The organism is Vreelandella hamiltonii (genome assembly GCF_014651775.1).
GTDB classification, from domain to species: Bacteria; Pseudomonadota; Gammaproteobacteria; order Pseudomonadales; family Halomonadaceae; genus Vreelandella; species Vreelandella hamiltonii.
In genome coordinates this window covers 33,564-57,648 of record NZ_BMXN01000005.1, presented here as the reverse complement: position 1 = coordinate 57,648, position 24,085 = coordinate 33,564, and the positions used below count along the sequence as shown (strand labels likewise).

Below are 24,085 nucleotides of genomic sequence, written 5' to 3'. Positions count from 1 at the left end.
CTCTTCCTGTTCTGTTGCGTGACTATGTAAGGGGTCGCCAACTACCTCGGCTGACCGCCGCGGCTAAGCCGCGGCGCCTTTGCTGGGGGATGGCGTGCTGGTGTCGCTGGACGAAGAGCCAGCCGAGCCACCGCCAGCAGCAAGGTTCTTTTTGCTACCGGTTTTGAAATCGGTTTCGTACCAGCCGCCACCGGCCAGACGAAAGCCTGCCGCAGACACCAGCCGTTCGAGGTCATCCTGCTGGCAAGCGGGGCATTGAGTCAGCGGATCAGCGCTGACCTTCTGTAGTTTTTCCATGCGATGGCCGCAGGCCTTGCACTCGTACTCATAGATAGGCATGTTGAGGGCTCCTGAAAAGCACAACGTCAACAGACTGATATTTACAGAAAAGTGGCGAACGACTAGGCCGCCGAGCTGACAATATGTGGCCTGCTGGGATAAATTCCAAGACTGCGGTTGATAGCGCGAACATTATACCCTTTTGTGCCCCCTGCCGGGCAAGGCCAAGCGCCACTTGGCAGCCAATGGAGAAAACAACATGCCTCATGCGGTAATGCTGGATGCAGAAAGCCTGGGCCCCCATATCGACCTGACGCCGATTCGTGAGGCCGTCGATCACCTGGAAACCTATCAACAAAGCACCCCAGAGCAGGCCCGCGAGCGCCTGAAAAACGCGGATATTGCCATCGTCAACAAGGTCACACTGGACGCCGACACGTTGTCGCAGTTGCCTTCGCTACGGCTGATCTGCGTCCTGGCCACGGGATTGAACAATATCGATCTTGACGCAGCCAAAGCTCATGGCATCGTCGTCAAGAACGTCTCCGCCTACGGCACGGCCAGTGTCTCTCAGCACACTCTAATGCTGATGCTGTCGCTGGCCAATCGCCTGCCGCGCTATCAGGCAGATATCGCCGCAGGAGCTTGGCAGAAAAGTGATTTCTTCTGCCTTCAGAACCACCCGACGCTGCAGCTGGCTGGCAAGCAACTGGTCATGGTAGGCAGTGGCGAACTGGGCTCGGAAGTCGCTCGTCTGGCCGAGGCCTTCGGCATGCAAGTGACCTTCGCCGCGCGTCCTGGCAACGAAGCCGCCGATAAGCGCCCGGCTCTGGACGACCTGCTGCCCAACGCCGATGTCATCAGCCTGCACTGCCCCCTGAACGACGACACACGACATTTGATCAATCAAGCGCGTTTGGCCAAGGCCAAGCCTTCACTGCTGCTGGTCAACTGCGCGCGCGGCGGCATCATCGACGAAGAGGCCGCTCTGGAGGCGCTGCGCAAAGGAGCGCTGGGCGGGCTGGCCGTTGACGTGCTGCCCGCCGAGCCCCCCCGCCAGGGGCATGCGTTGCTGGATGCCTTGGCAGCAGGAGAGCCGCTCAATTTGATCGTCACGCCGCATAACGCCTGGATCACCCCCGAAGCGCGTCAGAACATCGTCTTGCTGTCGGCGAAAAACATCACTGACTGGCAGGCAGAGCAGTCCGCCTGAGGCGGCAATACGTCAAAACGTCGCAAAATGACCAGAAGCGTGATGTAGGGCCAGGGGTTCCATTGATACGTGGGTCACCCTGGCCCCTTGAACCTTCCCAGGCACCATTCCACGCAGACAGCACTGCGACAATGGCAACCTCCTGTTCATCAAAGCAATTCTTGGCGTACCAATACCGCACTGTTGCGGGGCACCAGAGGGCGCCCTCGGCGCAGCAGCAGCGAACGGGTAAACGATGCACCGAACAACAGTATCAAGGAACTGTAGTAGACCCACAGCAGGATCATCACTACCGAGCCCGCGGCACCATAGGTAGATGCGGTGGCCGTATAGGCCAGATAGATGGCGATCAGGCTGCGGCCTATCGTGAACAGAATCGCCGTCACCAGCGCGCCGATCAGCACGTCCTGCCAACGCAATACCACATCGGGCAGCACTTTGAAGATAGTGGCAAACAGCAAGGTCACCATGGCCAGCGAAATGAGCGACTCGGCAGTGGTAGTGACGATGGTCGCGATGGGCAGCAGGTCACTGGTGGCGTGCAGCATGCTGCGCAGGAAAACGCCCAGCACCAGAGAAACGAGCAGAATGAAGCCAATCGAAAGCACGACGGTCAGCGACAGCAGGCGCGTCTTGATGAAAATGAAGGCGCTGTTGCTGGTAGGCTTGGCCGTGACGCCCCAGATGGTATTGAGTGAAAACTGCATCTGAGCAAAGACCGTGGTGGCACCCACCAGGAGCGCAACCACCCCTAAGACAGTAGGCAGAAGCCCGGACTCTTCGATACGCGACTGGGCAACCGCCTGTTCCACCGCCTGGGCAGCCTCGGCCCCTAACGTGCCTTGAAGCTGTGTCACGATTTGCCCTTGAGCAGCATCTTCCCCCAGCACCACCCCGATCACGGTGACGGCAATGATGATCGTCGGAGCCAGCGAAAAAAGCGTATAGAACGCCAGCGAACCAGCGTAGCTGAAGGCATTGCGCTCCAGCCATAGAGAGATTGCATCTTGTACCACGTTCCACCAGAAAACGAGCGTGCGCTTCAGCATAGTTATTCCCTTTAAAACCATTCCCAGCGTCCTTTTTTATAACGCCACTATCACTATCAATAGGTAAGCATACCGAATGAAACCGTTGAGCGCAGGGTTTGATGCATTGCACAGAAGTGACTCACTGACCATAATGGCCACGCCTGATGGCCAACTGACCAGCGCGCAAGGACACCCCATGACACCGGATGCTGCCCTCTCCCCTTCGAACCATGAGTTTGACTGCCTAGTCTTCATTGGTCGTTTTCAGCCGCCACATCTGGGGCATTTGGCCATCATCCGCGAAGCGCTCAAACAGGCGCGTCAGGTCATCGTCATGGTCGGCTCTTCGTGGCAAGCGCGTTCGTTACGCAATCCCTGGCACTTCAATGAACGCCAAGCCATGATCCGCTCGGGATTCGACGAAGCCGAGAACCGCCGCCTGGAAATCACGCCCCTGCTGGATGCCCTTTACAATGACGATGTCTGGGTGCGGGATGTGCAACGCAAGGTGCGTGACCTGGCTACCCCCGCCAAGGCTCGTCTGCCACGTATCGGACTGATCGGAGCCAGCCGTGGCCAATCGAGCTACTATCTTTCGCTGTTTCCTCAGTGGGAATCGGTCAGCGTTCCGCTGGTGGAAGGCATTTCAGCCAGCCAGATTCGAGAACGGCTGTTTCGCTCCCCGGACGCCACCGGCGACTATCTGAGCACTGGCGCTTATCATGATCTTCCCCCGGGGGTGGTCAGAAGCGTAGGACAGTTCTGCAAGGGTGATGCTTATCATCAGTTGCTGGAGGAGCAGCATTTGCTGGACCAGTATCGCCAGGCCTGGGCAAAAGCCCCTTACCCGCCCATCTTCGTGACGGTAAATGCCGTGGTGGTGCAATCTGGCCATGTATTGCTGGTGAAGCGCACTGCCGCCCCTGGCAAGGGGCTGTTCGCGCTGCCCGGCGGCTTCATCAACCCTCACGAACGCTTGCTGGATGCCTGCCTGCGCGAGCTGCGCGAACGCTTGCGGCTCAAAGTGCCGGAACCGGTGCTGAAGGGCTCGCTACGCGGCCAGCGTCTGTTCGATGAGCCACACCGCAGTTGGCGAGGGCGAACGCTCGCCGAAGCTTTCTATTTTGCGCTGACCCCCGACCAGCAGCTACCTCGCCTGAAGCCGGTCAAAGGCGGCGAGCATGCCCGCTGGGTGGCGTTGGCCGACCTGGAGCCGGAAAGTCTGTTTGAAGACCACTTCTTCATCATTCAAAACTTTCTAGGGCTACCGGCCAACCTGGGCGGCGTTTAGCCCTGCAGAAAATCGCGCGGCAGCTTCATCATTTGCCGCCATAGGCGCTCTACCCCGGGCTTGTGCACCAGCGAGCAACGATACAAACGGATTTCCAGAGGAATATCCCACCCCTCATCTCCTGCCCGAACCAGCCGACCGCTCTTCAGCTCTTCACGGATGCAGAAATCGGGAATCCAGGCCACGCCGACTCCTTGCAACACCATGCCCTTCAGGCCCTCGGCCATGGCCGTTTCGTACACCGTGCGCAGCTTCATGCGTAGCGGATCGTTCTTCAGCAGCATGCGCACGCTACGCCCCAGGAAAGCACCCTGTGTGTAGGCCAGGTAGGGAATCGACTGATCACGCAGCAGCGAGAACAGCGGCTTGCCCTGCTCATCAGGGAGCGACACGGGCAACATCTTGACCTTGCCAATCGAAAAAGACGGGAACACTTCGGCGTCCAGCTGCATGGTGGCAAACGGGTCATAGTAAGCCAACATGAGGTCACAGTTGCCTTCCCGCAGAACGTGAATCGCCTCGCCCACATTCATGGCCACCAACCGCGTCGGCAGTTCGCCCAAACCCTTCTGCAGCCGCGAGATCCAGGGCGGATAAAAACTCAACGCCAAGGAGTGCGCGGCCACGATATCCAGCGCCTCGTTGGCAATCGAGAGGCCACGCAAATGGCTGAGTGATTCATTGAGTTGCTCTACCAGGTTGCGCGCAGTGACCAAAAAAAGCTGGCCTTCCGAGGTGAGCCCTATGGGTGTCGTCGAGCGGTCCACCAAAGTGACTCCCACCGCTTGTTCCAGCGCCCTGATGCGACGACTAAAGGCAGGTTGGGTCACATGGCGCTGCCTGGCAGACGCAGAAAAACTGCGCGTGTTGGCCAGTGCCACAAAATCTTCTAACCATTTTGTTTCAAGATTCACCCAACACTCCCTTTGTTTATTGGTTCTTTGTGATCGCGGCTGGCCCAGCGGCTACTGGACGGGTGACATCAGGTACGCGGCGCGGGATACGACTTTTTTCCACATTGGCCGCTGGCTGACTTCATCGAGGGTAACGCGTCGACACTGGGCGAAATCGGCTTCCAGCATCTCGGCCACCTGTCGGGTAAAATCAGCGCTTGGTATGAAGGCGGTAATCTCGAAATTCAATCTGAACGAGCGATTATCCAGATTGACCGTGCCGACGGCAGACGAGCTGTTGTCGATAAGCATGACTTTTTGATGTAGAAAGCCAGGCTGATAACGGTATATTTTCACACCTGCCTTGAGCATGTCGGGCAAGAACGAGAACGCCGACAGGAAGACCAGCAAGTGATCCGGCCGCTCCGGGATCATCACACGCACATCTACACCGCGCATGGCCGCCAGTCTCAATGAATCCTGGACGCCTTGGTCGGGCACGAAATACGGGCTGGTGACCCAGAAACGTTCGTTGGCACTGTGAATCAACTGCTGCACCAGCAGCCCTGCCGTGTCCTGCTTGTCCGCAGGCCCCGACGGCACGATGACCACCTGTTGGTCATGCCCCGCGGCGGGTGCCGCGTGCCAGTTCAGCGTAATCACTTCCCCTGTGGCCCAGTGCCAATCCTCCCAGAACGCTTCCTGGAGGCCGAGAACGCTAGGACCGTGCAGTAACAGATGAGTATCGCGCCAAGGGCCATGCTTCTTGCTCTGCCCCAGATACTCTGTGCCGACATTGAAGCCGCCAACCCACCCCTGCTCCCCATCCACCACGGCAATCTTGCGGTGGTTGCGGAAGTTGAGCTGGAAGCGGTGTTTGATGCCACGCGACGATCGAAACGGGGTCACTTCGACACCTGCCTGTTTCAGCTCTTTGAAATAACCGTCTCGCAGCTTGCGGCTGCCAATTTCATCGTAGAGAAAATAGACACGCACACCGCGCTGGGCCGCGCCTACGAGATGCTGCTGCAACTCACGTCCCAGCGCATCATCCCGCACGATGAAGAACTGCAGCAACAGATAGTGCCGAGCCTGCGCGATGCCTTCGAACAAGCTGTCGAACGTTGCTTGCCCATCGATCAGCAGCTGCGGGTGATTGCCTCGGGTCAGCGGCATCATCGCCAGCTGCTCAACGGCCTTGATATCGGTATTGGTGGACTCGACCACGTGGGGCTTGATGTTGTGACGATAGCGCACCAAGACTCTGCGCAGCACCGTATCTCTTGCACCGCGTGCGGTCACATAGCCATAGAAGCGGGGGCGTCCAAAAAACCAGTAGGCGGGTAAAGCGATATAGGGAAAGGTCAGCAGTGAAATGATCCACGCGACGGCACCCTGGGATGTCCGACTGGACATCAACGCCATTACTGCCGAGACCATCCCCAGAACGTGGATCATCATGATCGCCGTGCCTAGCAGCCATGAGGCCATTAACGCTTCCTCGTCATCATCAGGACATCTTGCTGTTTTTCTATAGCGACCATGCGGAGAAGCCCCGCCTGGGACGGGGCTTCCGATCACTCATCTGGTCACACAGGTTGCCAATCGGCCATCAGGCCTTTTGGGCAATGATTTCTTTCCACTTGGCAGGCCCCGTCTGGTGCACCGACGTGCCCTGGCTATCGACGGCGACCGTGACCGGCATGTCTTCCACCTCGAACTCATAGATGGCTTCCATTCCAAGGTCCTCGAAGCCTACTACACGAGACTTCTTGATGGCCTGGGCCACCAGATAGGCAGAGCCCCCGACCGCCATCAGATAGACGGCCTGGTTGTCGCGAATCGCGTCGATGGCCGCCTGGCCACGCTCGGCCTTGCCCACCATCCCCAGCAGCCCGGTCTCTTCCAGCATGGTACGGGTGAACTTGTCCATACGAGTGGCGGTCGTTGGCCCTGCTGGCCCCACGACTTCATCACCTACCGGGTCTACTGGCCCGACGTAGTAGATGAAGCGACCTTTCATGTCTACCGGCAGCGGCTCACCTTTGGAGATCATGTCGACCATACGCTTGTGCGCCGCATCGCGTCCGGTCAGCAGTTTACCGTTGAGCAGCAGCGTGTCGCCTGGCTGCCAGGTGCTGACCTCTTCGGGAGTGACCGTATCGAGATTCACGCGCTTGACGTTATCACCCGCTTCACGAGTGATTTCCGGCCAATCTTCCAGCTTGGGAGCTGGCAACGAGACGGCACCGGAACCATCCAGAGTGAAGTGCGCATGACGCGTCGCCGCACAGTTGGGAATGATGGCCACCGGCTTGTTGGCCGCATGGGTGGGATAATCCTTGACCTTGATATCCAGCACCGTGGTCAAGCCGCCCAGCCCCTGGGCACCGATACCACTCTTGTTGATCTTGTCGAACAGCTCCAGACGCAGCTCTTCTGCCCGGTTGCTGGGGCCACGTGCCTGAAGGTCTTGGATGTCGATAGGATCGAGGAGCGCTTCCTTGGCGATTTCCATGGCCTTTTCGGCGGTTCCACCAATCCCGATACCGAGCATGCCGGGCGGGCACCAGCCAGCGCCCATCTTGGGCAACTGTTCCATGACCCAATCCACCACGCTGTCGGAAGGGTTGAGCATGGCAAACTTCGATTTTGCCTCGCTACCGCCGCCCTTCGCTGCCACGTGAATATCGACCTTGTCGCCAGGCACGATCTTGTGATGGATGATGGCGGGCGTATTGTCCTTGGTGTTTTGGCGCTTGCCATCCGGGTCGGCCAGAACCGATGCACGCAGAACGTTATCGGGCAATTGATAGGCCCGGCGCACGCCTTCGTTGATCATGTCATCCAGGCTGAGATCCGCTTCCCAGGTCACGTTCATGCCGACATGCACGAATACCGTCACGATACCGGTGTCCTGGCAGATGGGGCGATGGCCCGTGGCGCACATCCGTGAGTTGATCAGGATCTGAGCAATGGCATCCTTGGCCGCCGGATTCTCTTCGCGCTCATAAGCGGCTGCCATGGCATCGATAAAATCCTTGGGGTGATAGTAAGAGATGTACTGCAGAGCATCGGCAACGCTTTGAATCACGTCGTCCTGGCGAATCACGGTCATGGATGAACAGCTCCTCGGTTATCGTGCTGAGTGCGACCTTCTCGGCCGTCTAAGTGTGCTGGAAGTATACCGTATTGAAACAATCCCGGCAGCCACTACAGGTGCTTCCCACCATGCAGGGGTTAACGCTTTGGTCTGACAGCGAGCCGGCAAGTTAGATAACGGTATAACTATGATAGCGAAACACCCTGACAGTTCGGGCAGCGATAGAGTCGGCGAGAACCGACCATGGTGCGCTCGATGACATCACCACAGCGATGGCAACTGAGTCCAGCCCGCTCGAACACTGCAAAGCGCCACTGCCTGCGAGGTTCTCCTGAGGCCACCGCCTGGGATATCCACTCGGGCAGGTTGGTGACGCCCGCCTGTAGATAGGCCTGCCGGGTGACCTCGATGATAAGCTCGGCCAGTAACGCGAGCTGCGTATCGCTCAGTTCAGCGGGCCGCTGGCGGGGATGCAGCTGGGCGAAAAACAGAATTTCCGAGCGCAGATAATTACCCAGCCCCGCCACCAGGCCCTGATCCAGCAGCAGCGCCCCCAGGCTACGCCGCCGAAAGGCAGGCAACAACAAGCGTTGCCTGACCTGCGCGGGGGTAACCTGTTCGCTCAACAGATCAGGACCAAGCCGCGACAAGAACGGGTGTTGATGCAGGTGCTCTTCATGCCACAAGGAAACATCCGAGGCGCTGTAAAGACTGGCAGACCTGCCCTCCGCGGTCAGTCGGACACGCAACGAGCGCTGGGTACTGGGCGGTCTGTCCTCGGCATGCAGTTTCCAGACGCCATAGAGCTGATTGTGTGAATAGAGCACACGCTGATCGGCAAAGCGAATCAGCATCGCCTTGCCACGGGTATCCACCGCCTGCACGTTGACGCCAATGAGCGATGCCGCATGCGGGGCCAGCTCCGGAAACGCAAACCACACGTCTTCCAGCGTCTTCCCCGCGAGCTGCTTCTCGATACGATCCGCGGCACGCCGGATTTCAGGGCCTTCAGGCATCGCCTACCCCAGCGCCAGCTGCTGTTCTTTCATGCGGTGCACCTGATCACGCAAACGCGCCGCCTCTTCGAACTCCAGGTTCTGGGCGGCCTCGAACATGGCGTCTTCCAGCTTGCTGATGGCCGCCAGCAGGTCTTGGCGACTCATGGACGCCACGTCATAGCTACCCTCAGGCTCGGCCACCTTGCGCTCGTTGCCACGTCGGCGGGAGCTCTTCTTGCCGGGCGTTTGGGCGGCTTCGAGAATGTCGGCCACCGAACGCGTCACGGTGGTCGGCGTGATGCCATGCTCTTCGTTATGGGCCATCTGCTTGGCGCGGCGGCGCTCGGTTTCATCGATGGCCTTGCGCATCGAGTCGGTAATCCGGTCACCGTAGAGAATCGCTTTGCCGTTGGCATTACGCGCCGCGCGGCCAATGGTCTGGATCAGCGAACGTTCGGCACGCAGGAAACCTTCCTTGTCTGCATCCAGAATGGCGACCAGCGATACTTCCGGAATATCCAGCCCTTCACGCAGCAGGTTGATCCCCACCAGCACATCGAACTTGCCCAGCCGTAGATCGCGGATGATTTCCACCCGCTCGACAGTATCGATATCGGAGTGCAGATAGCGCACCCGAATATCGTGTTCGTCGAGATAGTCGGTCAAATCCTCGGCCATACGCTTGGTCAGCGTAGTTACCAGCACGCGCTCGCCCACTGCAGTGCGCAAGCCGATTTCGGACAGCAGATCGTCGACCTGGGTGCTGGCAGGGCGCACTTCGATTTGCGGATCGAGCAGCCCCGTGGGGCGCACCACCTGCTCGACCACCTGACCGGCATGCTCTGCTTCATAAGGCCCCGGGGTGGCCGAGACGAAGATGGTCTGTGGCGAAATCGACTCCCACTCTTCGAACTTCATCGGCCGGTTGTCCAGCGCGGAAGGCAGGCGGAAGCCGTACTCCACCAGCGTTTCCTTGCGGGAGCGGTCACCTTTGTACATGCCACCCACCTGGGGCACGCTGACGTGGGACTCATCGATGAAGAGCAGCGCATCGTCGGGCAGGTAATCGAAAAATGTCGGCGGCGGCTCGCCAGGAGCACGGCCAGACAAGTAGCGCGAGTAGTTTTCGATGCCGTTGCAGTAACCCAGCTCCAGCATCATTTCGATGTCGTAGAGAGTGCGCTGTTCCAGGCGCTGGGCTTCCACCAGCCGCTCATGCTTTCTCAGCCACTCGAGCCGCTCTTTCAGCTCCCCCTTGATGGCATCGATGGCCTCCAGGATGGTTTCCCTGGGGGTGACATAGTGCGACTTCGGGTAGATCGTCATGCGCGGCACCTGGCCACGTATATCCCCTGTCAGCGGGTCAAACAGGCGGATGGAATCTATCTCGTCGTCGAAGAGCTCGACCCGTACGGCCTCCTCGTCGGCGTCCGCCGGAAAGATATCGATTACATCACCACGCACACGGTAGGTGCCGCGACGAAAATCCATGTCGTTGCGCGTGTACTGCAGCTCCGCCAATCGGCGCAGGAAGGCACGCTGATCGATCAGCTCGCCGCGGGTAAAGTGCAGGCGCATTTTCAGGTATTGATCCGGGTCACCCAGACCATAGATCGCCGATACCGACACGACGATCAAGGCATCACGCCTTTCCAGCAGCGCCTTGGTGGCGGACAGCCGCATCTGCTCGATGTGATCATTGATCGAGGCATCTTTTTCGATGAACGTGTCAGAGGAAGGCACGTACGCTTCCGGCTGATAGTAGTCGTAGTAGGAGACGAAATATTCGACGGCGTTATCGGGAAAGAACGACTTGAATTCGCCGTACAGCTGAGCCGCCAGCGTCTTGTTGGGCGCCATGACGATGGTCGGCCGCTGTAGCTGCTGCACCACGTTGGCCATGGTGAAGGTCTTGCCGGAGCCGGTCACGCCCAGCAGTGTCTGGTGGGCCAGGCCCGACTCCAGGCCGCTTACCAGGCTGCGGATCGCGGTGGGCTGGTCGCCCGCAGGCTTGAATTTTGACTGCAGACGAAATTCCTTGCTCATCATGGCTCCTGGGATGGTCACTCGGTGCGAGTGGTGATCTCGATGGTGGCCTGGGTCATCAACCGCTGAATGGGGCATCGGTGGCTGATCTCTTCCAGCTTGGCTTTCTGCTCAGGGTCGCTGATACCGTGCAGTTCGAGCTGAACGGCCAGCCGGTAAACGCCCTTCTTTTCATCCTGGTCGTCTCGCTGCACCGTGACCGTAATGCCTTCCAACGGCCACTGCTTGCGCTTGGCATACATTTGTACGGTAATGGCCTTGCAGGTTCCCAAAGCGATATCGAAATAGTCGTGAGGGTCCGGCGCACTTTCATCGCCACCCACCACCGCGGGTACGTCTGCGTAGAGGTCTTCCAGGCCATTTACCTCGATACGCTGACGAAACGTCCGGTTGCGCTCACTGATCACCACGATAGGCGGATGCATTCACGACACCTTGATGGGTAGCTTGAGCCGTTCGACCGCCTGGATCAGCGCGTCGCGCTTGGCACGCCCTTCCACTTCGGCGCCATGACGCCCTACTTCGGCGCTGTCCACCCCATCCAGCATCATCAATGCCGTGGTGATCTTGTTGACCTGATCAGCGTTGGAAACCCCTTGGAAACTGAGTGATTGCACTGCCATGCGTTGCCCTTTTATGTGTTAATGAGTCTTGTTAAGTATATGCTAGCGGGATCGATCGGCGATACGACGCAAAATTCTTGTGCAAGACCGATACGCGGAATTGAAGTTTAGCACGCGCAAGTGCGCTTGCAATTGCAGCCCACTGCCCGCACCTAGCGTAACCTATCGCCGCGCCGCGTCTTTCACTCCATGCCGCGCAGCATTCATCTTCAGGAGAGACCATGGCCACCGCCGAGACTCACCCCTTCACCGGTACTGTTTACCTCACGCACCTGGCAGCGCTGGACGTCACGGGCCCTGATGCCGAAAAATTTCTCCAGGGTCAAACCAGCGCCCAGGTCGGCCTCGCCAATGGACATTTCGCCCCCCTGACCTGCTTTTGCACTCCCAAGGGGCGCATGCTGGCCAACGCCCAACTGCTGCGCCTGGCGCCACAGCACTATCGCCTGATTCTCGACGCCTCGCTGGCCGAGTCTCTGGCCAACCACCTCAAAAAATTTGCTGCTTTCTACAAGACCGAGCTGACGATTGCCACGTCCGTGACATTCGTGGGCAGCAGCGCCCCCGACGCCACGCTACTGGAGCAGGCAGGCGTGACGTTGCCCGATCAGGCCTATGCCCACCATACCAGCCCTTCGGGCACCGCCCTGCGCATGCCGGGCACTCCTCGCTGGCTGCTGATGCTAGAAACCACACCCCCAGAGCATGTTTCGCAAGAGGCGCAACAGCAAGCCTGGCAGCTGGCAGATATCCGTAGCGGCCTCGCCTGGTTGACGGCGGCACAGCAGGATCACTTCCTGCCACAAATGCTCAACTGGGAAGCGCTGGGCGGCATCAGCTTCAAAAAGGGCTGCTATACCGGGCAAGAAGTCGTCGCTCGGGCGCACTTTCGCGGCCAGGTCAAAAAACGCCTGGTGCATGCGCACGTGAGCGCCAGCGCATTACCCCAGATAGGCGACAGCCTGGTGGATCAGGAAGGGAAAGCCTTGGGTGAAGTCGTCAACAGCGCGTTCAGTGACGAGCAGCAGATAGAGTTGCTGGCGGTCATGAATACCAAAGTGGCGGAGGAGCAGATCTCCGTCTACTGGCAAGCGCAGCCAGTGAGCCTGCACGCGCTGCCTTACCCCGTCGAGCGCCTGGACCCTGAAGCGCTAGCAGCTCAATTGAGCTGACACCAGCGGGGCAGCACTCACAGGCCAAAAATGCGCGCAGCGTTGGCACTGCTCAGCGCTGCGACGTGTTCCAGCGATTGCTGACGCAGCTTAGCCACCTGCTCAGCGACGTGCTTCACGCGCGAAGGTTCATTGCGCTGCCCTTGGAAGCCACTCAGCGGCATATCGGGGCTATCGGTTTCCAGCACGAACCCGTCATCCGGCAATGTGGCCACCACACGATGCAGGCGCTGAGCACGAGCGTAGGTGACGGCGCCTCCCAGCCCCAGTACAAACCCCGCATCCAGAAACCTTGCGGCCTGCTGGTAAGAACCGGCAAAGGCATGGATCATGCCGGGCCTCGCCAGTGCACATTGATGAAGCCGCTTGGCCACGTCATCGTTGGCCTTCACACAGTGCACGACGGGGGGAAGCTGACAACGGCTCGCGATACCGAGCTGGGCATCGAAATATTCCCATTGCGGCGAGAGACTCTCGCTGAAGCGGCCATCGATACCACACTCGCCAATCGCCACCAGGGCGGTTTCTGGGCGGGTCAACTGCTGCTTGACCAGCGCCTCCAGCGCCACCAGGTCATCGGTGTGATGCTGAGCAATGAAATAGGGGTGAAGCCCGAGGCAGATACTGACCCCTTCGCTCTCGCCCAGCGCCAGCACATTCTGCCAGCGCTGGCGCACCGTGGCAGGCACGATGAAACCCGTGACGCCCACGGCCCTGGCCGCGGCAATGACGGCCTTTCGGTCTTCATCGAACTCCGCGGCATCCAGGTGGCAGTGGGCGTCAATGAGCATAGCAAGCGCTCTCGTTTGGGTAGGCGTCTTGAGGCGAGTCTTGAGATTAGTGCTCTCGGGTCGGCTGGAAACGGATATCCGGCCAGCGCTCCTGGGTCATTTGCAGATTGACCCGGGTCGGGGCGATATAGGTCAGGTAGCCACCGCCGTCGATCGCCAGGTTGGCACTTGCCTTGCGCTTGAACTCTTCCAGCATCTTCGCATCGTCACAATAGACCCAGCGAGCCGTCTGCACATTGACGCCCTCGTAGAGACAGTCGACCTTGTACTCTTCCTTCAAGCGGTGTGCAACGACGTCGAACTGCAGCGTACCTACTGCGCCAAGAATCAGGTCATTGTTATCCACCGGCATGAAGACCTGAGTAGCCCCTTCCTCCGATAGCTGCTGCAGGCCTTTCTGAAGTGCTTTCATCTTCAGCGGGTCTTTCAGGCGCACGCGCTTGAACAGCTCCGGCGCGAAGTGCGGGATGCCCATGAAGCGCATGTCTTCACCCACGGTAAAGGTGTCACCAATCTGAATGGTGCCGTGGTTGTGCAAACCGATGATATCGCCGGGCCAGGCCTCCTCCACGTGGGAGCGGTCCGAGGCCATGAAGGTCAGCGCATCGGCAATCTTGACGTCCTTGCCAATGCGCACATGGCGCATCTTCATGTTCTTTTCGTACTTGCCGGAACACACCCTCAGAAAGGCAATGCGGTCACGGTGGTTCGGGTCCATGTTGGCCTGGATCTTGAAAACGAAACCGGTAAAGCGATCGTCCTTGGCCGTGACTTCTCGAGTATCGGTCTCGCGGGGCTGCGGCGATGGCGCGTACTCGACGAAGCCGTCCAGCATTTCACGCACGCCGAAGTTACCCATGGCGGTACCGAAATAGACCGGGGTCAGCTCGCCACGACGATAGGCTTCCAGGTCGAACTCATGGGAAGCGCCGCGCACCAGATCGACTTCCATGCGCAGCTCTTCGGCCTGCTCTTCGCCCAGAAAGGCATCCACCTCCGGGTTGTCCAACCCTTCGATACGCTTGTCGTCAGGGATACGGCTGCCCTGCCCCTGGGTATAGAGGTGAATCACGTCGTTGTAGAGATGATAGACACCCTTGAAGTGCCGCCCCATGCCAATGGGCCAGGTCATCGGGGCGCATTGGATGTTGAGCACCGCCTCCACTTCATCCATGACTTCGATGGGGTCACGAATATCGCGGTCCATCTTGTTCACAAAGGTGAGGATGGGCGTGGTACGCAATCGACACACTTCCATCAGTTTGATGGTGCGATCTTCGACACCCTTGGCCCCATCGATGACCATCAGTGCGGAGTCGACGGCGGTCAGGGTGCGGTACGTGTCTTCCGAGAAGTCCTCATGTCCTGGAGTGTCCAGCAGGTTGACGATGCGTCCGCCGTAGGGGAACTGCATGACCGACGTGGTCACCGAGATGCCCCGCTCCTGCTCCATCTTCATCCAGTCGGACGTCGCGTGGCGATCATTGCGCTTGCTTTTCACCGAACCGGCCATCTGAATGGCGTTTCCGAACAGCAGCATTTTTTCGGTGATGGTCGTTTTACCGGCGTCAGGGTGCGAAATAATGGCAAAGGTGCGGCGTAGCTCTGCTTCGCGCGCTAATTGAGCGTCAGACATGGAGTTCTCTAAATAGGGGACTGCGTAATAACCAAATAAGCGCCAGAACAGTGGCGGGGTGCGCCTATGGTAACGCAACTCCCTGCCTGCGGCATACCAAAGCAAAAAACGCCGACAAGGTCGGCGTTTGGGGATCGAGAAGCGAGAGCTTCAGGCGAAGGTGTTGATCTGGGTACCGACGCTACCTTCCTGAGCAAGCTCAGGCTGTGCTGCCGCATCGGCCGAAGCCAGTACTTCCGTGACTTGATCGGCTTGCTGCTCCAGCGCATCTCTGAACATTTGCATTTGCGCCTGCTCGACCGTTTGCGCCTGGTTCATGTAAAGCGCAGTGCTGACCGTATTACTGACCGCGACATCCATTGCGGAGCCTCCATCTGGCAGAATTTCATCTACAGCCTAGCAAACATCCCTTCCAGACGCCAAGCAAACCGGAAAGCGACCTGACATCTAGAAGCGGTCCGCGCGGAACGGCGCCATATCGATGGCTGTCGGTTTATTTTCCATCATGTCGGCCAGCAGCTGGCCAGTCGCAGGCCCCAGCGTAAAGCCCTGGTGGCCATGCCCGAACGCCAGCCACAGGCCAGGATGACGTGGCGCAGGGCCAATTACCGGCTTCATGTCCGGCAGGCAAGGACGCGCGCCCTTCCAAGCACGTTCGTCCTTGCGTTCGGCCAGCGGAAAAATGGTTCGCGCCACGCTCTCTGCAGCCCCTAGCTGCTCTTCGTCGGCAGGCGATTCCAGACGATCCAGCTCCGCTCCCGTGGTCAGCCGCACGCCTGCATTCATGGGGGCCAGCAGGTAGCCGACTTCCGCATCCATCAGCCAGTAATGCAGCTTGGTATCGGGCTGTGTGGCGTAGTGCATATGGTAGCCACGCTTGACGAATGTCGGGAAGTGGTAGCCCAGCGGCTTCATCCATTCTCCCGCCCAGGGCCCTAGCGCCATCACTACGTCATCTGCCGTGAAAGTGTCGGTGGCGGTGCTCACCTGCCACTGCGCCCCCTGCTGGCTGACGTCGGTGATGTCCGCTTGTACCAGCTGGCCACCCAAAGCCACGAACGACTCGGCGTAGGCCGCTACCAGACCACCGGGGTCAGCAACGGTCCAAGGGTCCAACCAATGAATGGCCCCGATGATCTGCTCTCCCAGCTGGGGCTCTTTTTCGACAACCCCCTGGCGGTCGAGCACCGCAAACTGCACACCATAGAGATCGCGGGCCTCTTCTGCTTCCTTGACACGCTTGGCCAGCTTTTCGGGGGTGCGATAGATTTCCAGCCAGCCCTCGCGACGTACCAACGCATCGGCACCTGCCGCTTCGATCATCGGCGCGTGGGCGTCGAGACACAGCTGAATCAGCGAGGCGTACTCCGGGACGATCTTCTTGTAGAGCCGCGACGACGAATGATGCCAATAACTGAGCAGCGGAGAGGCCGCCTTGACCATGCCGGTGGGCCGATAGCGAATATCGACACGACGGTTAGGCAGCACACTCAAAATGGTTTTCATATCGCGAGGAAACGGATACGGCCGTACCGCCTCACGCTGGATGATGCCCGCGTTACCGAACGAGGTTTCACGACCAGGCTGGCGGCGATCGATTAAGGTGACCTGAAAACCGCGCTTTTGCAGTTGCCAGGCGATACTGACGCCAACCATCCCTGCCCCTAAAACCACTGTTTGACGCGCCATTTTGATGCACTCCTCATTGAAAGATGATGCCACTACCAGCCCGTCCTGGCAGCGCCGCAGCATATTGAAAAATATCACCAATCAAACAGCAATTACACAGTCATAAATACTGTTTTAAATCATAATTTCAGTTTTTATTAACGTAAAAATCAAAAATAAGGATGAGTCCACTAGCCACGGCACGACAATTGCTTCATTCACGTTAGCAGTGCTTGAAGCGCTCGTCACGCTGACGGGGCTGCCTGCCTCGTCACTCGACAGTGATTCCTTCGCCTTCCGATAAAGCACCAAATTAGCGCATACGCCGCACCATGCAGCGACAAGGAGAAGCAGATGACAGTGATGCTGGAAACAAGGCTCCTCGACACTTTATGGGTCCTTTGGGCCGCCGCCATGGTGTTCGTCATGCAGGCAGGCTTTCTGTGCCTGGAAGCCGGCACTACCCGTACCAAGAACGCCATCAACGTCGCCATGAAAAACCTGGCCGACTTCGCGGTTTCGGTGACGGTTTTCTGGCTGATCGGCTTTGGCATGATGTTCGGTGTTTCACAGGGGGGTTGGCTGGGACTGTCGTTATTCGGCTGGGAAATGGAGGCCAGCAACGCCTGGCTGATGACCGTGTTCATCTTTCAAGCCATGTTCTGCGCCACCGCAGCCACTATCGTGGCAGGCGCAGTGGCGGAGCGCATGCCTTTCCTGGGCTACCTATGGACAGCCTTCTGGATAGCACTATTGATCTACCCAGTGTTTGGCCACTGGGCGTGGGGAGGCTTACTCGGTGGCGCGCCTGGCTGGCTGGCCGCTCGTGGATTCGTCGACTTTGCCGGAGCAACGGTAGTGCATAGCGTGGGCGGCTGGGTGGCCCTGGCCGCCGTCCTGGTGATCGGCCCCCGCACCGGGCGCTTTCGCGATGGCGTTCATGCCAACCCGTTCCCGGCGGGCAACCTGCCGCTGGCCATGCTGGGCGCACTGTTCATGATTCTGGGTTGGTTTGGCTTCAATGGCGGCAGCACCCTGGCAATCAATAGCGCCATTCCCGGCATCATTGCCAACACGCTACTGGGGGCGGCTGGCGGCATTCTGTCGTCCATGCTGATGGGCTGGCGCATTCGCCGCTATGCCGATGTGATGTATGCCATCAACGGTGCCATTGCCGGTCTTGTCGCGGTCACGGCAGGCGCTCATGCCCTGTCGCTGCACGCGGCCTTCATTCTGGGCAGCATTAGCGGCGTGCTGATGGTGGCGGCCAGTGAGTGGCTGCTCAAAAAACGCATCGATGATGCCGTAGGCGCCATTCCCGCCCACCTGGTCACCGGCATCTGGGGCACGCTGGCACTACCCTGGGTGGCTAACCTGGAGGCGCTGGGAACCTCGCTGAGCCGCTGGGAGCAGTTTCATGTTCAGCTCATGGGCGTGATCGTGTGCGGCGCATGGAGCTTTGGCCTCGCCTGGCTCCTGCTGCAAGTGAGCAAGCGCATCATGCCTCTGCGGGTTTCACCGGAGGCAGAGAAAATGGGGCTCAACCTGGCAGAACACGGCGCCCGGAACGAACTGCATCAACTTCTGGAACACATGCGCCAGCATGAGCGCCAGGGGGACATGCGCCAGCGCATCGACGCCGACCCGTTTACCGAGGTAGGGGAAATCGCTGCCAGCTACAATCGAGTATCCGCCGCGCTTGAGCGCGCCGTAGGCCATACCCGAGTCATGCTGCGTAATTTGCGTGACGGCGTCTTGACCTGGCAGGCAGATGGCACGCTCACCAGCCTCAACCCCGGCGCTGAAGCACTGTTCGGCGTTCAGGCACAGCAGCTCGTCGGGCAACCCATTACCACGCTGCTTCCTCATCGGCCATTGACCCCCGGCACACGTCTGGAAATCAAGCGACGTACCGGAGACCAGCAAGTGCGCTATCTCGAAATCCAGGTCAGCGAGGGGGCTGCGGGGTCACACTCGGAACGTTCAGGCATGGTGCGGGACATCACCGAGCGAAAACTGCTGCAAGAGCAGCTGAATCGAGAGCGCGACCTTGCTCGTACCACGCTCGCCTCCATTGGCGACGGGGTGATCACCTGCGATGCCAGTGGCAACATTACCTTCATGAACAGCGAAGCGCAGCGCTTGACCGGCTGGGGCGCCAGCGAAGCCTTGAACAAACCGATTCACCGTATCTATCAGCTGCGTGACGAACATAGCGACGAACCAATCAACAATCCGGCCCGTCATGTCCTGACCCAGCACCGCCCACTGCAATACACCGACCCCGGCATGCTGCTGAACCGCAATGGAAAGCGCTACCCCATCCAGCACAGCGCCTCGCCTATTCGCTCGCGCAGCGGCATTACTCTGGGTGCCGTCGTGGTCTTTCAGGATGTCAGTCTGACGCGCAAGCTCTCCGAACAACTCAGCTATCAAGCGTCCCACGACAACCTGACCGAGCTTGTCAATCGACGCGCCTTCGAGGCCCTCCTTGCCAAGCTGCTGACACAGACGGAAAGCGACCATGCCCTATGCTACCTGGATCTCGACCAATTCAAGATCGTCAATGATACCTGTGGTCATCAGGCGGGTGACGAACTGCTCCGGCAGGTGGCTCGCAAGCTGAAAGCGCATGTCCGCAACAGCGATACCGTGGCACGCCTGGGAGGCGACGAGTTTGCGCTACTGCTGCCCGACTGCCCCCTGGAAAAAGCCAAATTGATTTGCGAAGCGCTGCGCAGCGACATCGAGCAGTTTCGCTTTGCCTGGCAAGAGCACACCTTCGGCATCGGTGTCAGTATCGGGCTCGTTGCCATTACTCCGACGCAACCTCGGCGCCTGGCGGAAACACTCCACGCAGCCGATGCCGCCTGCTATAGCGCCAAGGAGGCAGGCCGCAACCGGATTCACTGCTACCAGCCCGAAGACCGCCTGCTGCTGGAGAGGCACGGAGAGCTGCAGTGGGTACAGCGCTTGCAAAATGCACTGGATAACGACACTTTCCGTCTGTTCGCGCAACCGGTTCACCCAGTATGCACGCGAAACAAAGGCTATCAGGAGATTTTGATACGCCTGGAAGAGCATGGCCAGTTGATTGCCCCCGGAAGCTTTTTACCCGCGGCACAACGCTATCACTTCATGCCACGTATCGACCGCTGGGTCATTCGCAACACGCTCGCCTGGCTGAGCGACCGCTATCGCAGCGCGGAACCCGACGCCATTGGCCACTGGGGCATCAACCTGTCCGGCGACTCGTTATCCGATAGCGACTTCTGCAACGACTTGATTCGGCAGGTACGTGCCGCCAAGCTGCCTGAAGGCAGCTTGTGCTTCGAAATTACCGAAAGCGCCGCCATCGCCCAGCTCTCGAAAGTCAGCGAGCTGATTCAGACACTGAAATCGTTGGGCTGCCAATTCGCCCTGGATGATTTCGGTACGGGACTCTCGTCGTTTGGCTACCTCAAACAGCTATCGGTCGACTATCTCAAGATCGATGGCCGCTTCATCCGCAACCTGCACCACGACCCCATCGACTGCGCAATGGTCGAAGCGATTCATGCGGTAGGCAAAGCGCTGCATATCGAAACGGTCGCTGAATTCGTGGAGACGCAAGAGACCCTGGATAAATTGCGCACACTGGGCATCGACTATGCACAAGGCTATCTGCTGGGCAAGCCAACGGAAATAACACGTGCAGAAGGGAATAACATCAAAGTTATGCCAAGATGATCACGTACAGCTTGACCGTAGAGAATTGGCAAAAGACATAAAGGGGTTGATATGAGAGTAGAACTTCGAGGGAGAGACAATCAGGTTAATGGGGTGGATGATGGGGATCGAACCCACGACCACCGGAGCCACAATCCGGGGCTCTACCACTGAGCTACATCCACCACAACCTGGGTACTGCAGAACGTCTTGTCGATGGGGTGGATGATGGGGATCGAACCCACGACCACCGGAGCCACAATCCGGGGCTCTACCACTGAGCTACATCCACCATGACAAAACAAATGCTTGATAATACCGACTGGAAAAAACGAGACCGTCTTCTTGATGGCACGCCCAGCAGGACTCGAACCCGCAACCTACGGCTTAGAAGGCCGTTGCTCTATCCGGTTGAGCTATAGGCGCACATAATGTATCCAGAGATACCGATGAGCACTTGACCACAACCAAAGCTTGGAAGGCAGTGTTACTTTTGACTTCAAGTAATCGGCTTCAAGTAAATGGTCGGGATGGAGGGATTCGAACCCCCGACATCCTGCTCCCAAAGCAGGCGCGCTACCAGACTGCGCTACATCCCGATACTTACCTTGACCGCTGCTGCGTGTCCCGTCTCAAGCGAGGCATATATTACTATTTATGATTCTAAAGTCAACACTTAAAGTGTTTGATTCGATAGATGCTTTGCCTGACCGCCCTGCCATGCGAAAATTGCGCAGCCGAATTGCTCGGTTACCGAGCCGTATCCTTTATTAGCTTCTCCATCTTCAATAGGGACCTCACTACATGACCGCCCAACTCATCGATGGCAAAGCCATCGCCGCGCATGTCCGTCAACGCGTTGCCGCCCGAATCCAGGCGCGTCAGCAGGAGGGTGTGCGTGCACCCGGACTAGCCGTGGTCGTGGTCGGCGAGGACCCTGCCTCACATGTCTATGTCAACAACAAGCACCGCGCCTGTGAGCAGGCTGGCATTCTTTCTTTTCAACATGCCCTGCCCGCCGATACGACGCAATCTGCCCTGGAAGCCTTGGTAGACGAACTCAACGCCGACCCCAGCGTCGATGGCATTCTGGTACAGCTACCGCTACCGGCACACCTCGATGCCAGGCCCATCCTGGAGCGCATCCGTCCCGACAAGGACGTGGATGGTTTCCACCCCTACAACCTGGGACGCTTGGCGCAACGGCTGCCCTCCCTGCGCCCCTGCACGCCCAAAGGCATCATGACCATGCTGGCACAAAGCGGCATTGCCGTGCGCGGCATGGACGCCACGATCGTTGGCGCATCAAACATCGTGGGCCGCCCCATGGCCCTGGAGCTGATGCTGGCAGGCTGTACGACAACGGTCTGCCACCGCTTCACACGCGACCTGGCAAGTCACGTCAGCCGTGCAGACCTGGTGGTCGTCGCCGTGGGCAAACCCGGCATCGTGAAGGGTGAGTGGATCAAACCCGGCGCGGTGGTCATCGATGTGGGCATCAACCGCCAAGAGGATGGCAGCCTGGTCGGCGACGTGGACTTTAGCGCGGCAGCCGAGCGCGCCAGCCACATCACTCCCGTGCCTGGCGGCGTTGGCCCCATGACGGTGGCCACTCTGCTCGAAAACACGCTGGAAGCCGCTGAACGCCACGACCAGCAGCGCTGAACCCGGACACGCTCTAGACACTGGCAGCTCCCTGCCTCATTGACCTGCGGAGAACATCACGGTGCAACGTATTGGTATCATCGGCGCCATGGCGCAAGAAGTGAACATCCTGGCAAGCCAACTGGGGGATGCTGAGCGTGCCGAGCACGCAGGCTTCGTATTTCACACCGGCACATTACATGGGCTGGAAGTCGTCATTCTCCAATCCGGCATCGGCAAGGTGAACGCCGCCGTCGGTACCGCCATTCTGCTGGAGCGCTACCAGCCAGAGGCCATCATCAACACCGGGTCTGCAGGCGGTTTTGCCACGGACTTGGCCATTGGTGATGTGATCATTTCGGATGAAGTGCGCCACCATGACGTGGATGCCACGGTCTTTGGCTATGCCTTGGGACAGGTGCCCGGCATGCCCGAGGCCTACCAGGCCAGTGAACACCTGCGCAGCGTGGCACGCAGCGCCATTGCCGCCCTGGGCGAAGTGACAGTGAAAGAAGGCATGGTCGCCACCGGCGATTCGTTCATGGCCGACCCGGAGCGGGTAGCCAAGACCCGCGCCCAGTTCCCCACCATGCTGGCGGTCGAGATGGAAGGTGCCGCCATTGCCCAGACCTGTCATCTGTATGGCTGCCCCTTCGTGGTGATTCGCGCTCTGTCCGATATCCCGGGCAGCGGTGACAACCACCTATCCTTCGAGCAGTTTCTGGAAGTGGCCGCCGACCACTCTTCACGCATGGTCAATCAGATGCTGTCGAAGCTGGCCAGCGAATGACTCTGAAACCCCCATCGCCGCCAGGCGATGGGGGTTCACCTCTTACCCCTCCATTTGCCACGCCAGGGTTTCACCCGCCTGCAAAGGCACGATGGTCTGCCCTGCAGCATAAGGGTAGCTTTCCGGCAGCTGCCACTCCCGGCGCACCAGAGTAACCGTATCGGCATTGGGCGCCAGCCCATAAAAACGCGGCCCGTTCAGGCTGGCGAATGCCTCCAGCTTGTCCAGTGCCCCAACCGACTCGAACGCCATCGCGTAAAGCTCGATAGCGGCAGGTGCCGTATAGGCGCCGGCGCAGCCGCAGCTTGATTCCTTGTCGCCCTTGGCGTGAGGAGCGCTGTCGGTTCCCAGAAAGAATTTCGCACTGCCGCTGGTGGCCGCTTTCAACAGCGCCTGACGATGCTGCTCACGCTTCAGGATTGGCAGGCAGTAGTAGTGAGGACGAATACCACCGGCCAGCATCTGGTTACGATTGAACAACAGGTGGTGAGCGGTGATGGTCGCTGCGACATTGTCCGACGCGTCAGCGACGAATTCAGCGGCTTGCTGCGTCGTGATGTGTTCGAACACGACCTTCAACGTCGGGTGACGAGCCAACAGAGGCTTCATGACGCGCTCGATGAACACGGCTTCACGATCGAAGATGTCGATGTCATGGTCGGTCACTTCGCCATGCACCAGCAGCGGCATTCCCAGCCGTGCCATGGTGGCAATGGCTGCGTCGCAATGAGCGATATCGGTGACGCCGGAAGCCGAGTTGGTTGTTGCCCCCGCCGGATAGAGCTTGACCGCTTTGACCACACCGCTGGCGACAGCACGTTCGATCTCTTCTGCGGGCGTTGTGTCGGTGAGGTACAGCACCATCAGCGGCTCGAACGCGCTACCTTCCGGCAAGGCCGCCAGGATACGTTCACGATAGGCCATGGCCTGCTCGGTCGTCGTCACCGGCGGCTTGAGGTTGGGCATGATGATGGCCCGCCCCATCTGGGCTGCGGTATGGCCTACCACCGCATTCAGCGCCTCGTCGTCGCGAAGGTGAAGGTGCCAATCGTCGGGGCGAGTGATCGTGATAGCGTCCACGGCAAGTCCTGTCTTGAAAGTGAAAGAGGGGTGTCACGGCTGCACAGTATACCCAATCGCCCCGTGGGATAAATCTGCACACGACCCCCACAGGCCCAGCCAAGTGTCGTATCATGACG

At 59.1% G+C, this 24,085-nt stretch carries 20 protein-coding genes and 4 tRNA genes; 6 read left to right on the top strand and 18 right to left on the bottom strand.

The genetic code is table 11. From position 1 onward, the window contains the following. Window positions 1–63: 63 nt before the first annotated feature. On the bottom strand, window positions 64–339 hold the full coding sequence (locus IE091_RS06060; RefSeq protein WP_016913811.1) for an FmdB family zinc ribbon protein: 276 nt from the start codon (window positions 337–339) through the stop codon (window positions 64–66). 199 nt (window positions 340–538) lie between these two features. Between IE091_RS06060 and IE091_RS06055 the strand changes: the two genes are divergently transcribed. Then, a complete protein-coding gene (locus IE091_RS06055; protein WP_039177995.1) occupies window positions 539–1,492 on the top strand; it encodes a D-2-hydroxyacid dehydrogenase in 954 nt (317 codons plus the stop codon). A 149-nt stretch (window positions 1,493–1,641) separates the two neighbouring features. Here the strand turns inward: IE091_RS06055 and IE091_RS06050 are convergent, their stop codons facing one another. After that, the gene (locus tag IE091_RS06050) at window positions 1,642–2,541 is read right to left on the bottom strand and encodes a YihY/virulence factor BrkB family protein (RefSeq protein ID WP_189463043.1); all 900 of its coding nucleotides are present in this window, start codon (window positions 2,539–2,541) and stop codon (window positions 1,642–1,644) included. A gap of 178 nt (window positions 2,542–2,719) precedes the next feature. On the opposite strand from IE091_RS06050, the gene IE091_RS06045 reads away from it, so the two are divergent. Then, the gene (locus IE091_RS06045; RefSeq protein WP_144982783.1) at window positions 2,720–3,814 is read left to right on the top strand and encodes a bifunctional nicotinamide-nucleotide adenylyltransferase/Nudix hydroxylase; all 1,095 of its coding nucleotides are present in this window, start codon (window positions 2,720–2,722) and stop codon (window positions 3,812–3,814) included. Here the strand turns inward: IE091_RS06045 and IE091_RS06040 are convergent. The 7 genes from IE091_RS06040 to IE091_RS06010 form a co-directional block, all read right to left on the bottom strand. After that, complete coding sequence (locus IE091_RS06040; RefSeq protein WP_144982780.1) at window positions 3,811–4,728, bottom strand: LysR substrate-binding domain-containing protein; 918 nt, start codon at window positions 4,726–4,728, stop codon at window positions 3,811–3,813. The genes IE091_RS06045 and IE091_RS06040 overlap by 4 nt on opposite strands. Before the next feature lie 51 nt (window positions 4,729–4,779). After that, a complete protein-coding gene (cls, locus tag IE091_RS06035; RefSeq protein ID WP_144982777.1) occupies window positions 4,780–6,198 on the bottom strand; it encodes a cardiolipin synthase in 1,419 nt (472 codons plus the stop codon). Between the two features lie 121 nt (window positions 6,199–6,319). After that, on the bottom strand, window positions 6,320–7,825 hold the full coding sequence (locus IE091_RS06030) for a fumarate hydratase (RefSeq protein ID WP_039178005.1): 1,506 nt from the start codon (window positions 7,823–7,825) through the stop codon (window positions 6,320–6,322). A gap of 170 nt (window positions 7,826–7,995) precedes the next feature. Beyond that, a complete protein-coding gene (gene nei / locus IE091_RS06025; protein ID WP_189463042.1) occupies window positions 7,996–8,826 on the bottom strand; it encodes an endonuclease VIII in 831 nt (276 codons plus the stop codon). A 3-nt stretch (window positions 8,827–8,829) separates the two neighbouring features. After that, window positions 8,830–10,854: an excinuclease ABC subunit UvrB gene (gene uvrB, locus IE091_RS06020; RefSeq protein ID WP_039178009.1), complete on the bottom strand. Its 2,025-nt coding sequence runs from the start codon at window positions 10,852–10,854 to the stop codon at window positions 8,830–8,832. 17 nt (window positions 10,855–10,871) lie between these two features. After that, complete coding sequence (locus tag IE091_RS06015) at window positions 10,872–11,279, bottom strand: OsmC family protein (RefSeq protein WP_144982768.1); 408 nt, start codon at window positions 11,277–11,279, stop codon at window positions 10,872–10,874. Continuing rightward, entirely contained in the window at window positions 11,280–11,477 is a 198-nt protein-coding gene (locus IE091_RS06010) for a hypothetical protein (RefSeq protein ID WP_039178013.1), read from the bottom strand. It abuts the gene before it with no gap. Window positions 11,478–11,698: 221 nt separating this feature from the next. Here IE091_RS06010 and ygfZ point away from each other — a divergent pair, with 221 nt between their 5' ends. Further along, on the top strand, window positions 11,699–12,649 hold the full coding sequence (ygfZ, locus tag IE091_RS06005; RefSeq protein ID WP_189463041.1) for a CAF17-like 4Fe-4S cluster assembly/insertion protein YgfZ: 951 nt from the start codon (window positions 11,699–11,701) through the stop codon (window positions 12,647–12,649). Window positions 12,650–12,666: 17 nt separating this feature from the next. Here ygfZ and IE091_RS06000 read toward each other — a convergent pair whose 3' ends face one another. From IE091_RS06000 to IE091_RS05985, 4 genes are all read right to left on the bottom strand, one after another. Further along, entirely contained in the window at window positions 12,667–13,440 is a 774-nt protein-coding gene (locus tag IE091_RS06000; protein WP_189463040.1) for a TatD family hydrolase, read from the bottom strand. A gap of 46 nt (window positions 13,441–13,486) precedes the next feature. After that, window positions 13,487–15,076, bottom strand: coding sequence for a peptide chain release factor 3 (locus tag IE091_RS05995; protein WP_189463039.1), 1,590 nt, complete (start codon window positions 15,074–15,076; stop codon window positions 13,487–13,489). A 150-nt stretch (window positions 15,077–15,226) separates the two neighbouring features. Beyond that, window positions 15,227–15,436 carry a putative motility protein gene (locus IE091_RS05990; protein ID WP_039178020.1) on the bottom strand — a complete coding sequence of 70 codons (210 nt, stop codon included), beginning with the start codon at window positions 15,434–15,436 and terminating at the stop codon, window positions 15,227–15,229. A gap of 87 nt (window positions 15,437–15,523) precedes the next feature. Continuing rightward, a complete protein-coding gene (locus IE091_RS05985; protein WP_189463038.1) occupies window positions 15,524–16,765 on the bottom strand; it encodes an NAD(P)/FAD-dependent oxidoreductase in 1,242 nt (413 codons plus the stop codon). Between the two features lie 333 nt (window positions 16,766–17,098). Between IE091_RS05985 and amt the strand changes: the two genes are divergently transcribed. Next, on the top strand, window positions 17,099–20,473 hold the full coding sequence (amt, locus tag IE091_RS05980) for an ammonium transporter (protein WP_189463037.1): 3,375 nt from the start codon (window positions 17,099–17,101) through the stop codon (window positions 20,471–20,473). Between the two features lie 89 nt (window positions 20,474–20,562). Here amt and IE091_RS05975 read toward each other — a convergent pair. The 4 genes from IE091_RS05975 to IE091_RS05960 form a co-directional block, all read right to left on the bottom strand. Beyond that, window positions 20,563–20,637: transfer RNA gene (locus IE091_RS05975), tRNA-His, on the bottom strand. A 32-nt stretch (window positions 20,638–20,669) separates the two neighbouring features. Then, window positions 20,670–20,744, bottom strand: a tRNA-His gene (locus IE091_RS05970). A gap of 57 nt (window positions 20,745–20,801) precedes the next feature. Next, window positions 20,802–20,878: transfer RNA gene (locus IE091_RS05965), tRNA-Arg, on the bottom strand. A gap of 96 nt (window positions 20,879–20,974) precedes the next feature. Then, window positions 20,975–21,051, bottom strand: a tRNA-Pro gene (locus IE091_RS05960). Between the two features lie 205 nt (window positions 21,052–21,256). On the opposite strand from IE091_RS05960, the gene folD reads away from it, so the two are divergent. Continuing rightward, entirely contained in the window at window positions 21,257–22,117 is an 861-nt protein-coding gene (gene folD / locus IE091_RS05955) for a bifunctional methylenetetrahydrofolate dehydrogenase/methenyltetrahydrofolate cyclohydrolase FolD (protein ID WP_096923019.1), read from the top strand. Between the two features lie 61 nt (window positions 22,118–22,178). Next, window positions 22,179–22,886 (top strand): 5'-methylthioadenosine/S-adenosylhomocysteine nucleosidase, encoded by a 708-nt coding sequence (gene mtnN, locus IE091_RS05950; protein WP_189463036.1) that lies wholly within the window; start codon window positions 22,179–22,181, stop codon window positions 22,884–22,886. A 42-nt stretch (window positions 22,887–22,928) separates the two neighbouring features. Here the strand turns inward: mtnN and pyrC are convergent, their stop codons facing one another. After that, the gene (gene pyrC / locus IE091_RS05945; RefSeq protein ID WP_039178028.1) at window positions 22,929–23,966 is read right to left on the bottom strand and encodes a dihydroorotase; all 1,038 of its coding nucleotides are present in this window, start codon (window positions 23,964–23,966) and stop codon (window positions 22,929–22,931) included. Window positions 23,967–24,085: the final 119 nt, after the last annotated feature.